Below are 12,684 nucleotides of genomic sequence, written 5' to 3' on the forward strand. Positions count from 1 at the left end.
GGTCAGGGCTGCGCTACTCGCCAAGGCGCTGGCGCAGCCGCTCGATGCGTTCGCGGTTGACGTCAAAATCCGCATAGCCCAGGCGCGACGCCGAGCGCACATCTACTCCGGCCGCGCCGATCATAAATTCCACATCATCGACAAAGCGCATCAGCTTGCTGTTGAATTCTGCGCGCAAATACCCCGGCGCTTCCTCCACCAGTGTCACGCGCGGTTCTTCACCGAGTAGCGCCTTGAGGCGTGCTTGGGTTTCTTCAGCAGAGCCTTTCAGCGGCAGAGGTTTAATGGCGTGTCGCTCATCGCTGGCCTGGCTATTCACGCAGTTGGGTGAATCCGGGCAGGCGCTCAGTTGGCCGTTATGGATGCCCAGATTATCCGGCGCGGTGCCGCTGCAGGCGCTTAGTAGCAACAGCAGCGGCAGGGCCAAGGTGGGCTTGTAGGTACGGCGGGTTGCTCGTATAAGTGCGTTTTGCCAAACGGAAGCTGGGCTCATGTTGCATCTCTCCGGGTTGTACCGTTATCCACTGAAGTCGGCGGCAGGCGAGGCCTTGCGTGAAACGGCGCTGGACGCCTTGGGCGTGCAGGGTGATCGTCGCTGGATGGTAGTCGATGCTGAAAGCGGGCGCTTCCTAACGCAACGCTTGCTGGCGCAGATGACTCAGCTGCAGGCGCGCTGGTTGGGCAGCACGCACCTGCAGCTGAGTGCACCGGGCATGGCTGATTTGCAGGTGGCGGTGCCGGATGAGCAGGCGCCGCTGCGTGGCGTGACGATCTGGCGCGACAGCTTGCAGGTGCCAGATGCTGGCGATGTGGCTGCGCAATGGTTGAGCCAGTTTCTCGGTCGTGCCTGCCGCCTGGTGCAGGTGCCAGAGCCGCGTGCGCGGCAGGTCGATACGGCCTATGCCGAGGCGGGCGACAAGGTGGCGTTTGCCGATGGCTTCCCTTTGCTGCTGATTGGCCAGGCCTCGCTGGATGACCTGTCGGCGCGGGTCGGCCGGCCGCTGCCGATGCTGCGTTTCCGCCCGAACCTGGTGGTTAGTGGCAGCGAGGCGTATGCCGAAGACAGCTGGAAGCGTATTCGTATCGGTGAGCTGGAGTTTCGTGTGGTCAAGGGTTGCTCGCGCTGCATCATGACCACCCTCGACCCGCAAACAGGCGAGCGCAGCGCCGATCGCGAGCCGCTGACCACCCTGAAAACCTACCGTGAGCGTGAAGGCGAGGTGTATTTCGGGCAGAACCTAATCGCCTGTGGCGAAGGGCAATTGCGTCTGGAAATGCCTGTGCAGGTGTTGGAGTAAGCGGCGCTGCACGCTCAACCGTTGCAGTTGAGCGTGCCTATTTAGCCGTTACTGGTCGAAGTAACGCTCGTGCCAGGCCACCAGTGGCTGCGGCGCGTTGAGCTTCTCGCCGTAGATCACCGAGTAGGACAGCACGTTCTGCACGTACTGGCGGGTTTCATCAAACGGGATGTTCTCGATCCACACGTCATACGACAGATGATCCGCGCCGCGTAGCCACTGCCGCACCCGGCCTGGGCCGGCGTTGTAGGCGGCGGAGGCAAGCACGCGGTTACCGTTGAACTGGCCGTAGATCTGGCTCAGGTAGGCCGCGCCCAGCTGGATATTGATTTCCGGGCGATACGCCAGCTGCGGTGATGACAGCGGAATGCCAAAGCGCTTGGCGGTTTCCTTGGCGGTGGCCGGCATCAGCTGCATCAGGCCCATGGCGCCGACGTGGGATTTGGCGTCGGCCATAAAGGCGCTTTCCTGGCGGGTGACGGCAAATACCCAGCTGGAGTGGATGTCGCGGTTCTTCGCTTCGCGCACCAGGTGCTCACGGTGGGCCATCGGGAAGCGCACATCCAGATCGTCCCAATACTGCGCCTGACTGATGGTGCGGATGGCTGGGAAGTACCAGCCCATCTCATAGGCCAGGCGCGCCTGGGCAACCATTTCATCACGGCTGAACAGGCGGCTGACGTTGTACCACTCGCGCCGGCCATCGGCGACCTGGCCGCGGGCGTGGAATTCCAGGGCGCGGCGAATCGCTGCCGAGTTACGCACTTTCTGGATGGTCTGCGGGCTGAGGGCCAGTGGCTTGTTATTCAGCTGATAGGGCGCCTGCACCTGGTCGGCGGCCATAAAGCCGTAGAAGTCACGCTCTTTGGCCAGCGCCTGGTACAGCGCTTTCGGTTCCTGGCTGTTGGGCTGCGCCAGTTGCAGGCTGCGCGCCTGCCAGTAACGCCAGCGGTTGGTGTTGCCCAGTTCCGCGGGCATCCGGCGTGTCAGCTGGTTGGCTTCATCCCAACGGCCCAGGCGCAGCAGCAGGCGGGCGCGCCATTCGCTGACGGTGTTGTCACGCAGCTCAGGGTCGTACTTGGCCATGACCTGCAGGGCGCGGGAATCGAAGCGCTTGGCCAGGGTCAGGCCGATTTCCCGGGCGATGGCGACTTGTTCCTCGCTGGAGAATTTCATCCGTTGGGCGTAGCCATCGAGCAGCTTCAGCGCGCTTTCCGGGTCCTGGCGGGCCAGACGGCGCAGGCCGAGGCCAACTACATCGGCCATGGCCGGGTCGGTCTGGGTAAAGCGTGAGGTCTGTTTCAGCAGCTCAGGCTTCTGCGCAACCTGCAGCAGGGTTTTGCCATGGTTGCCGAGGGTCGGCATGGTCTTGATCAAGTGAGTGACCAGGCCATAGTTGCGCGATTCGGCCGCCAGCTTGGCGCGCTGCCAGCGTCTTTGCTCAGTGAGTTGGCCTTCGGCGGACCACATTGCGAACAGCGGGTCACAAGCGTTGGGCTGGGATTTTCCCACTAGCCAGAGTTTTTCTGCCGTGGCGTTGCCTTCGGCGCGCATGCCGTGGCTCAACTGGTATTGGCCATATAGGCAGTCGAGCTCGGTGAAGTTCAGCGCCGGGTCGTAGTAGTTGATAAAGGTCTGCCATTCGCCGCGCTCGGCCAGCCAGCGGAGCCAGCGCAGTTTCATCCAGCTGATCTGCGGCAGGTCGCCATGTTCGGCGAGGAATTTCTCGATTTCGTCGTTGCTTGCCCACTTCAGCCGGGCGGTCAGCTCGTCATACGCCAGGTAAGGCTCCAGCGGATAGTCACGCAGGGCACTGGCATAGCGCTGGTAAGGGCCTTTGTCGCCCTTGGCCAGCGCGGCTTTGGCTTGATCGTAATATTGACGTTGTTGCGTCAGGGTGGCGGCCTGGGCCGCAGCGACGCTCAGGGAGGAAACCAACAGGCAGGACAGCAGGCTGAACAGGGGACCGCGCATGACACTTCCAGGCAAATAGTGCGTATGGCTCTAGCTTAGTCGTTTGCCTATAGGCGGTGAAGGCTCAATGCGTTTCAACGCGTAATTGTCCGCACTAATCGCCGCTTGAGCCTTGGTGCGCGTGCTAGAGCGCCTGTTGCCTAGGTAGCGGATGGCAAGCGCCGAATTTACCGCATCTGCCGCTGAAATTGCCTGCTTGGTCTGTGCGCTTCTCGGTTAGAATGCGCGCCCTGTTTTGCGGGTGCCTTGGGCAGCTGCAGATGATTTTCTGGGTGTTTCAGGTTGCCGCTGTGCACTGGATGCAACGAAGCCCGTTGCTCGGCCGCGGTTTTACCAGCGTTCACCCGTCGTTTTTTGTTGAGGCGTGCCATGACCCTGCTCAAGTTCACCGATATTTCCCTGGCCTACGGCGCAATGCCGCTATTGGACAAGGTGTCTTGGCAGATCGCCCGTGGCGAGCGGGTGTGCATCATCGGCCGCAATGGCACCGGCAAGTCGAGCATGATGAAACTGGTCAAGGGCGACCAGAAGGCCGATGACGGCGCCGTCTGGCGCGCGCCTGGCCTGAAGATCGGCGAATTGCCGCAGGAATTGCCGCAGGCCGACGATCGCACTGTGTTTGATGTGGTCGCCCAAGGCCTGGACGGTGTGGGTGAACTGCTCGCGCAATACCACCACTTGGCGCAGAACTGTGTCACCGAAGCCGATCTGGACAAGCTGATGCATGTCCAGCAGGACCTCGAGGCCCGTGACGGCTGGCGCTTGCAGCAACTGGTCGACAGCACCCTGAGCCGCCTGCAACTGCCGGCCGACAAAACTCTGGCTGAGCTCTCCGGTGGCTGGCGTCGTCGCGTGCTGCTGGCCCAGGCGCTGGTCTCCGAGCCGGATCTGCTGCTACTCGACGAGCCAACCAACCACCTGGATATCGGCGCGATTGCCTGGCTGGAAGAAGCCTTGACCGATTTCCAGGGGGCGGTGCTGTTTATCACCCACGACCGTTCCTTCCTGCAGAACCTGGCCACGCGCATCCTCGAACTGGACCGTGGCGGCCTGATCGACTGGAACGGCGACTACGCCAGCTTCCTGGTACACAAGGAAGCCACCCTGGCCGCCGAAGAAACCGCCAACGCGCTGTTCGACAAGCGCCTGGCCCAGGAAGAAGTGTGGATTCGCCAGGGCATCAAAGCCCGCCGCACCCGTAACGAAGGCCGTGTACGCGCCCTGAAAGCCCTGCGTGTGGAGCGCAGCGAGCGCCGTGAGCGCACCGGCAAGGCCAATATCATGCTGGAAACGGCAGAGAAGTCCGGCAAGCAGGTGATGGTGCTGGAAAACGTCAGTTTTGCGCATCCAGGTGGGCCGTTCCTGATCAAGGACTTCTCCATGGTGCTGCAGCGCGGCGACCGCATCGGTCTGCTTGGTGCCAACGGCACCGGCAAAACCACTCTGCTCAAGCTGATGCTTGGTGGTTTACAGCCCACCAGCGGTGAAGTGGCCGAAGGCACGCGCATCGATGTGGCTTATTTTGACCAATTGCGTCACCAGCTCGATCTGGAAAAGACCGTCATCGACAACGTCGCCGAAGGCCGCGACTTTATCGAGATCGACGGGCAGAACCGCCATGTGCGGAGCTACCTGGGCGACTTCCTGTTCAGCCCACAGCGTGCGCGTACCCCGGTCAAGGCGCTGTCCGGCGGTGAGCGGGCACGTCTCTTGCTCGCCAAGCTGTTCAGCAAGCCGGCCAACCTGCTGGTACTGGACGAACCGACCAACGACCTCGATGTGGAAACCCTGGAACTGCTTGAAGAAGTGCTGCTGACCTTCCCGGGCACCGTGCTGATGGTCAGCCACGACCGGGCATTCCTCGATAACGTGGTGACCAGCACTCTGGTATTCGAAGGCGAAGGGCGCGTGCGCGAATACGTCGGTGGTTATCAGGATTGGCTGCGTCAGGGCGGTTCGCCGCGCCTGCTCGGGGTTGGCGAAAGCAAAGCCGGCAAGCCTGAACTAGCCTCAGCAGTGGTCCCTACGCCGGTTGCGGCTGAGCCCGTGGCGGCCGTTGCAGCAGTGGCGAGCAAGAAAAAACTCAGTTACAAGCTGCAGCGCGAGCTGGAAGCCATTCCAGGGCAGATCGAGGTGCTGGAGGGGCAGGTTGCCAGCTTGCAGGAGCAGATCGGTTCGGCGAGTTTCTATCAGCAGCCTGCGGAAAAGACCGCTGAGGTGCTGGCGAAACTGCAGGCCGTGCAGCATGAGCTGGAGCAATTGGTCGAGCGTTGGGCCGAGCTGGAAGGCTAAACCCAATGTATTAAGTAGGTAACGCGCTCAAACAGGATTTTGAGACTTCTGGCGGAGACAGACATGGCCATCGAGTACCGCATCACTCTCGACGACAATCATCAGTTCAGTTACAGGATCGAGCTGGACCGGGTGTATGAGGCAGAGGCTGCGCAAAGCGCACCGGCCTGGACGCGTCTTGAATACCAGCAGTGCAGCAATTGCCCGCTGAGCAAGGACAATTTCAGTCATTGCCCGGCGGCTGTCGATCTGCACCGGGTAATCGAGGATTTCCAGGGCCTGCCGGCGTTCAAGAAGGTGGCTGTGTGGGTGCGTACACCTGAGCGGGAATATAACAAGCAGGTGGGCCTGGAGGAGGGCCTGCGTGCGCTGCTCGGGGTGATCATGGCGACCAGTGCCTGCCCAGTGCTGGGTAAGCTCAAGCCCATGGCGCAGCATCATCTGCCGTTCGCCAATAGCCAGGAGTTCATCCTGCGCACGGTGTCGCTATACCTGACGCAGCAGTACTTCAATCTGCGCGAAGGGCGTACTCCTGACTGGGAGCTGAAGGGGCTGGTGCGTATGTTCCAGCAGTTGCAGCTGGTTAATCAGGCGTTCTGGCAGCGGATTCACGCCACCTGTGAGGGTGACTCCAACCTCAAGGCGTTCCTGACCTTCTTCTCCATGGCCTCGAGCATGACCTACTCGCTAGAAACCCAGCTGCAGAAGATTCGCCCACTGGTCATGAGCTCACCTGATAGCGGTGAATAACGCAGCCGCGTTATTCACCCACCGCTCGCTTTACTCGGCTTTTTTCAGGCGTACGGCCAGAACATCGCAGGGTGCGCCGTGCAGTACGTCATTGGCTGTCGAGCCCAGTAGCAACGCCAGACCATGACGGCCGTGGCTGCCGACGACGATCAGGTCGCATTGCTGTTCTTCGGCCAGGCGATGGATCTCCTGGCGCGGCTGGCCGTAAGCCAGGTGGCGATGTTCGGTGCTCAGGTCGGGGTACTTGCCGGAAAATTTGTCCAAACGCTCGCGGGCTTGGTCGAATTGCTGCTGTTGCAGCATCGATAGGTCCATTGGTACATCGCCGCCAAAGGCCATGGCCATAGGTTCGACGATATGCACCACAGACAATTTGGCCCCGCTGCTGGCGGCCAGTTTCTGCGCGCGGTGCATAACCGGGTCGCATTCCTCGGTAAGGTCGACGGCGACCAGAATGTGCTGGTAGGGCATGGGTAACTCTCCTTGCAAGTGGTTCAATGGTTTTAGTATGGCCGTCCTGAGCGCTGATGACAGGCTTTTGCCGGTGAGATAACGATATGAGTCCTTGGTTTCTGCTTTTGCTCCTGGCTTTTTTGCTCAGCCCGCTGGCCTGGCTGGTGCCCTCGCGCCATCAGCGTGGGCAGATGGATGTGCGCCTGCAGGCGCGGCGTCTGGGTGTGGCGATGCAGTTGTCGCGCCAGGAGTGGCCGCATTGGCTGCTGCGTCAGCCGCCGCATTCCTGTCCGCAATACCACCGTGCACGCCGTCGCGGCCAGGTTGATAGCTGGTGCTATTGGCAGATGGAGCCGGGGCAGTGGGTGAATAAATGGCGCGAGCCCTGCGCTGATCAGGCTTTGTTGACGCAACTGCAGGCCCTGCCGGCGGATGCGTTCAAGGTCGAGGCGACCGATCAGATGCTTTCGGTATGCTGGGGTGAGCGGGGCGCTCGCGAAGCGTTGGAGGCAATTGTCGCGTTTCTTCAGGCCAAAGCCTGAACAAAAATTGTCTGGAGCAATTTTAAACGTCGCGTAGCGACGGCCCGAAGGGTGGCCGCCATGGATGGCAGGCCATAAAAAGAAGGCCCAGTGCGAGCACTGGGCCGGAGTACGGCCAGGCAGGCCGGTAAAACGAATGCGGATGGCGGCGGTCGCGATCAGAGGTTGGCGGCTGCGTACTGGCCGGAAATCTGTTCAATGCCCTGGATGATGGTGTTGGAGTACTTGTTGACCAGAAATGGCACGCTGTTCTCGTTGTAGTTGATCAGCGACTTTTCAATATAGCGCCATTTGGTGGCGACCCCTTCCCATGATTGCTTGAGCTGCGGCGTGTTCTTCGGGTCTTTCTCCAGCGCCGCCATCTTGCTGGCGAATTCACTGACCAGCTCTTCAATCGGCCGTGCGTCGCCGCCGCCCATAAAGGTGGCGCCTACCGAGGCGCTGCGCGAGGCGTAATCCACGGCAATGCCTTGCATCAGAATGCTCTGTTCACGGCTGCGCTGGGTCAGGGCAGGCACGCCGTAGCTGCCTTCCTGCTGGATCTTGGTATACAGCTCCTGACTCAGGGTCATCAGCTGCTGGTTGCGGGCAGCCAGGTCGGCTACCGGTTGCAGGTCGGTGTAACCCTGGCTCTTTAACGCGTTGATCAGGTTGTTGAGGTCGATCTCGTAACCCTTCCATTGCTGGTCCAGCTGAGAGCGCAGGGCTTTCGCACCTTCGCCGGGCATATCCGTCAGCGCCGTCAGGTGGTTATTCACCTCGCTCACTGAGTCGTTAATCATCCGCGCATAGCGTTGATCGCCTTCCATGCCGTTGAACATATAGAAGTCGCCCAGGGACTTTTGTGCAGCGAGGCGTAGCTGGTGCAGCTTCAGCAAGCTGGTGGCGGCATCTGCAGCCTGGGTAGCGGCGCTGAATAGGGGGAGGGTGATCGCGAGCAGGGTGCTCAAAACAATGGCAAGCATGCGGCTCGACATGGGGGAAACTCCGTGCGCCCTTGATTGGGCTCTAATTGTTTTTGTTTTGGCTACGGGCGGTCTAAAACGGCCGTATTGAGACGACTGTACCTGCAGCCAAATCATTTTGCTAGGTATGCGCTGGATCACACTTCTGCCTGCAGAGTTGGCGAAGTAACCGTATATCGCTGCGGATCACTGCTTGTTCGCTGCAGAGTCACCGGCGCGCCGGTGTAAGCCTGAACGTAATTTTTTGTACGCCTTTGTAGTCACTACAGGCCAATTGACAAGTAGGGGCTTTTCCTTGAAGGTGTGCACACCCAAATCAAACGGGCGTATGAATTGAGCGTTTGCCTTCAAAGGCACCGCCTTTACAGCCCGATTATCGCGTCGGTGGGTGTGCCAGGCTGATTGGGGCTACTCTGAGACGGCTATGCCGTGGAGTAGCTTGCTGGTTGGCTCCGATGTGTACTGTTCAGCTTCCATACCGTGGAGATCAGTTGATGATTTACGAAGGTAAAGCCATCACGGTTAAGGCTCTTGAGAGTGGCATTGTCGAATTGAAATTCGACCTCAAGGGTGAATCCGTCAACAAATTCAACCGTCTTACCCTCAATGAACTGCGTCAATCCGTTGATGCGATCAAGGCCGATGGTTCGATCAAGGGCGTGATTGTCACCAGTGGCAAAGACGTATTTATCGTCGGCGCCGACATCACCGAGTTCGTCGACAACTTCAAGTTGCCGGACGAAGAACTGGTGGCTGGCAACCTCGAAGCCAACAAGATCTTCAGTGATTTTGAAGACCTCAATGTTCCGACTGTTGTCGCGATCAACGGCATCGCCTTGGGCGGTGGTTTTGAGATGTGCCTGGCCGCGGATTACCGCGTCATGGCCGAAAGCGCCAAAGTTGGCCTGCCGGAAGTCAAACTGGGCATCTACCCAGGCTTCGGCGGCACCGTGCGTCTGCCACGGGTTATCGGTACCGATAACGCCGTTGAGTGGATTGCCGGTGGTAAAGAAAACAAAGCTGCTGACGCCCTGAAAATGGGTGCAGTGGATGCCGTGGTTGCCGCTGACAAGCTGCAAGCCGCTGCCCTGGACCTGATCAAGCGCGCCATCTCCGGCGAGCTGGACTACAAGGCCAAGCGTCAGCCGAAGCTGGAAAAGCTCAAGCTCAACGCTATCGAGCAGATGATGTGCTTTGAAACCGCCAAAGGTTTCGTGGCAGGTCAGGCTGGCCCGAACTATCCGGCGCCGGTTGAAGCGATCAAAACCATTCAGAAAGCCGCCAACTTCGGTCGCGACAAAGCACTGGAAGTGGAAGCTGCTGGCTTCGTCAAACTGGCTAAAACCCCGGTTGCTGCCAGCCTGATCGGCCTGTTCCTGAACGATCAGGACCTGAAGAAGAAAGCCAAGCAGTACGACGAAATCGCCAAAGACGTGAAACTGGCTGCTGTGCTCGGCGCTGGCATCATGGGTGGCGGTATCGCCTACCAGTCCGCTTCCAAGGGCACCCCGATCCTGATGAAGGATATCCGTGAAGAGGGTATCCAGATGGGTCTGGCCGAGGCTTCCAAGCTGCTCGGCGGTCGCGTTGCCAAAGGTCGTATGACTGCGGCGAAGATGGCTGAAGCCCTTACCGCTATTCGCCCGACCATGTCCTACGGCGACTTCGGCGCTGTCGATATCGTTGTCGAAGCCGTGGTCGAGAATCCGAAGGTCAAGCAGATCGTTCTGGCTGAAGTGGAAGGCGTGGTTAAAGAAGACGCAATCCTCGCGTCGAACACTTCGACCATCTCCATCAACTTGCTGGCCAAGGCCCTCAAGCGTCCGGAAAACTTCGTTGGCATGCACTTCTTCAACCCTGTGCACATGATGCCGCTGGTTGAAGTGATTCGTGGCGAGAAATCCAGCGACGTAGCCGTGGCTACCACCGTTGCTTACGCCAAGAAAATGGGCAAGACCCCGGTTGTGGTCAACGACTGCCCAGGCTTTCTGGTTAACCGCGTGCTGTTCCCGTACTTCGGTGGCTTCTCCAAGCTGCTGGCATTCGGTGTGGACTTCGTGCGTATCGACAAAGTCATGGAGAAGTTCGGCTGGCCAATGGGCCCGGCGTACCTGTCCGACGTGGTCGGTATCGACACCGGTCACCACGGCCGTGACGTAATGGCTGAAGGCTTCCCGGATCGCATGGCTGTTGAAGGCCGTACCGCGGTTGACGTGATGTATGAAGCAGATCGCCTGGGCCAGAAGAACGGCAAAGGCTTCTACTCCTACGAAATGGACAAGCGTGGCAAGCCGAAGAAGGTTTCTGATCCGGTTGCCTACGATCTGCTCAAGTCCATCGTGACCGAGCAGCGTGAAGTGACTGATGAAGACATCATCAACTTCATGATGATTCCTCTGTGCATGGAAACCGTGCGTTGTCTGGAAGACGGCATCGTTGATACCGCAGCTGAGGCCGATATGGGCCTGATCTACGGCATCGGCTTCCCGCCGTTCCGCGGTGGTGCGCTGCGTTACATCGATACCGTCGGTGTAGCCGAGTTCGTTGCCCTGGCCGACAAATACGCCGAGCTGGGCGCGCTGTACACCCCGACTGCCAAGCTTCGCGAAATGGCCGCTAACGGCCAGAAGTTTTTCGGTTAATCGCGGACAGACTAGAGCGAGAGTGAATTTATGAGCCTGAATCCTAGAGATGCAGTCATCGTCGACTTCGGTCGTACCCCGATGGGTCGTTCCAAGGGCGGCATGCATCGCAACACCCGTGCCGAGACCATGTCGGCCAACCTGATCAGCGGCGTGCTGGCACGTAACACCAAGCTGGACCCAGCTGAAGTGGAAGACGTGATCTGGGGCTGCGTTAACCAGACCCTGGAGCAGGGCTGGAACATCGCGCGCATGGCGTCGCTGATGACCCAGATCCCGCACACAGCTGCTGGCCAGACTGTAAGCCGCCTGTGCGGTTCGTCCATGAGCGCTCTGCACACTGCTGTGCAGGCGATCCAGACCGGTAACGGTGACGTGTTCGTCATCGGCGGTGTGGAGCACATGGGCCACGTAGGCATGATGCACGGCGTTGATCCAAACCCACACCTGTCGCTGTACGCAGCCAAGGCCTCGGGCATGATGGGTCTGACCGCTGAAATGCTCGGCAAGATGCATGGCATCAGCCGTGAGCAGCAGGACGCATTCGGTGAGCGTTCGCACCGTCTGGCCCACAAAGCTACCGTCGAAGGCAAGTTCAAGGATGAAATCATCCCGATGCAAGGCTACGACGAGAACGGCTTCCTGAAAGTTTTCGACTACGACGAAACCATTCGTCCGGAAACCACTCTGGCAAGCCTGGCTGCACTGAAGCCTGCGTTCAACCCGAAAGGTGGCACCGTGACTGCAGGTACGTCCTCGCAGATCACTGACGGCGCTTCCTGCATGATCGTTATGAGCGCCCAGCGCGCCCAAGACCTCGGCATTCAGCCAATGGCAGTGGTTCGCGCCATGGCCGTGGCTGGTGTTGATCCAGCGATCATGGGTTACGGTCCAGTACCGTCGACTCAGAAAGCCCTCAAGCGTGCTGGCCTGACCATCAATGACATCGACTTCTTCGAGCTCAACGAAGCCTTCGCTGCCCAGGCCCTGCCTGTGCTGAAGGACCTGAAAGTGCTCGATAAGATGGAAGAGAAGGTCAACCTGCATGGCGGCGCGATCGCCCTGGGTCACCCGTTCGGTTGTTCCGGCGCGCGTATCTCCGGTACCCTGCTGAACGTGATGAAGCAGAATGGCGGCACCTTCGGTGTGTCGACCATGTGCGTAGGTCTCGGCCAAGGCATCACCACCGTCTTCGAACGCCTCTAAGCTTCACCGGTGTAAGAGATGGAAAAAACCGGGGCCCAGTGCCCCGGTTTTTGTTTATCAGCAGAAAATCTTCAAGGAATTCACCCATGCAGCTACAGCCCGGCCTCTACCGCCACTACAAAGGCCCTGAATACCGTGTGTTTGGCGTAGCCCAGCATTCCGAAACGGAACAGGCGATGGTGGTCTATCAGGCGCTGTACGGCGAGTTTGGCCTATGGGTGAGGCCGTTGGAGATGTTCTGCGAAAGCGTTGAGGTGGACGGCGAGACGGTTCCACGCTTTGCTTTGATTCAGGCTGAAACCGCACTGTTCACTCGGCCTTGAGCTGACATCGGGCCACTGCTGCGCTTGACCTCGGCCGGACCACCACTATATATAGCGGTGCCGCGCTAGCAGGCAGTACAGCGCCTCCCGCATTTATTTATCGAATTTCAGGAATTTTCCAATCCATGGGCAAATCGCTGGTCATCGTGGAATCCCCGGCCAAGGCCAAGACCATCAACAAGTACTTGGGCAACGAGTACGTGGTGAAGTCGAGCATCGGCCACATCCGTGACCTACCC

12 protein-coding genes are annotated in these 12,684 nt (G+C 59.5%); 8 read left to right on the forward strand and 4 right to left on the reverse strand.

Going from position 1 to position 12,684, the window contains the following annotated elements:
* Nucleotides 1–13: 13 nt before the first annotated feature.
* Entirely contained in the window at nt 14–493 is a 480-nt protein-coding gene (locus Q8O69_RS11955) for a DUF1499 domain-containing protein (RefSeq protein WP_305592385.1), read from the reverse strand.
* Here Q8O69_RS11955 and Q8O69_RS11960 point away from each other — a divergent pair.
* The gene (locus Q8O69_RS11960) at nt 492–1,298 is read left to right on the forward strand and encodes an MOSC domain-containing protein (protein ID WP_305592387.1); all 807 of its coding nucleotides are present in this window, start codon (nt 492–494) and stop codon (nt 1,296–1,298) included. The genes Q8O69_RS11955 and Q8O69_RS11960 overlap by 2 nt on opposite strands.
* A 48-nt stretch (nt 1,299–1,346) precedes the next feature.
* Here Q8O69_RS11960 and Q8O69_RS11965 read toward each other — a convergent pair whose 3' ends face one another.
* The gene (locus Q8O69_RS11965) at nt 1,347–3,272 is read right to left on the reverse strand and encodes a transglycosylase SLT domain-containing protein (protein ID WP_305592389.1); all 1,926 of its coding nucleotides are present in this window, start codon (nt 3,270–3,272) and stop codon (nt 1,347–1,349) included.
* 369 nt (nt 3,273–3,641) lie between these two features.
* On the opposite strand from Q8O69_RS11965, the gene Q8O69_RS11970 reads away from it, so the two are divergent.
* Nucleotides 3,642–5,564, forward strand: a complete 1,923-nt coding sequence (locus tag Q8O69_RS11970) for an ATP-binding cassette domain-containing protein (RefSeq protein ID WP_305592390.1) — start codon at nt 3,642–3,644, stop codon at nt 5,562–5,564.
* A 63-nt stretch (nt 5,565–5,627) separates the two neighbouring features.
* Nucleotides 5,628–6,314, forward strand: coding sequence for a hypothetical protein (locus Q8O69_RS11975; protein ID WP_305592392.1), 687 nt, complete (start codon nt 5,628–5,630; stop codon nt 6,312–6,314).
* A 30-nt stretch (nt 6,315–6,344) separates the two neighbouring features.
* Here the strand turns inward: Q8O69_RS11975 and Q8O69_RS11980 are convergent, their stop codons facing one another.
* Complete coding sequence (locus Q8O69_RS11980; protein ID WP_275961405.1) at nt 6,345–6,785, reverse strand: universal stress protein; 441 nt, start codon at nt 6,783–6,785, stop codon at nt 6,345–6,347.
* Nucleotides 6,786–6,871: 86 nt separating this feature from the next.
* On the opposite strand from Q8O69_RS11980, the gene Q8O69_RS11985 reads away from it, so the two are divergent.
* Nucleotides 6,872–7,309 (forward strand): hypothetical protein, encoded by a 438-nt coding sequence (locus Q8O69_RS11985; protein WP_305592394.1) that lies wholly within the window; start codon nt 6,872–6,874, stop codon nt 7,307–7,309.
* Between the two features lie 158 nt (nt 7,310–7,467).
* Here the strand turns inward: Q8O69_RS11985 and Q8O69_RS11990 are convergent, their stop codons facing one another.
* Nucleotides 7,468–8,286 (reverse strand): hypothetical protein, encoded by an 819-nt coding sequence (locus tag Q8O69_RS11990; protein WP_305592396.1) that lies wholly within the window; start codon nt 8,284–8,286, stop codon nt 7,468–7,470.
* 482 nt (nt 8,287–8,768) lie between these two features.
* Here Q8O69_RS11990 and fadB point away from each other — a divergent pair, with 482 nt between their 5' ends.
* The 4 genes from fadB to Q8O69_RS22200 all read left to right on the forward strand — a co-directional run.
* Nucleotides 8,769–10,916: a fatty acid oxidation complex subunit alpha FadB gene (gene fadB / locus Q8O69_RS11995; RefSeq protein WP_305592398.1), complete on the forward strand. Its 2,148-nt coding sequence runs from the start codon at nt 8,769–8,771 to the stop codon at nt 10,914–10,916.
* Between the two features lie 30 nt (nt 10,917–10,946).
* A complete protein-coding gene (fadA, locus tag Q8O69_RS12000) occupies nt 10,947–12,122 on the forward strand; it encodes an acetyl-CoA C-acyltransferase FadA (protein ID WP_090248066.1) in 1,176 nt (391 codons plus the stop codon).
* An 86-nt stretch (nt 12,123–12,208) separates the two neighbouring features.
* Nucleotides 12,209–12,445, forward strand: a complete 237-nt coding sequence (locus Q8O69_RS12005; protein WP_090387350.1) for a DUF1653 domain-containing protein — start codon at nt 12,209–12,211, stop codon at nt 12,443–12,445.
* A gap of 125 nt (nt 12,446–12,570) precedes the next feature.
* On the forward strand, nt 12,571–12,684 hold a 114-nt coding region (locus tag Q8O69_RS22200; protein ID WP_371136123.1), incomplete at its 3' end, for a toprim domain-containing protein.

It is taken from the genome of Pseudomonas sp. (assembly GCF_030690725.1).
Lineage (GTDB): Bacteria > Pseudomonadota > Gammaproteobacteria > Pseudomonadales > Pseudomonadaceae > Aquipseudomonas.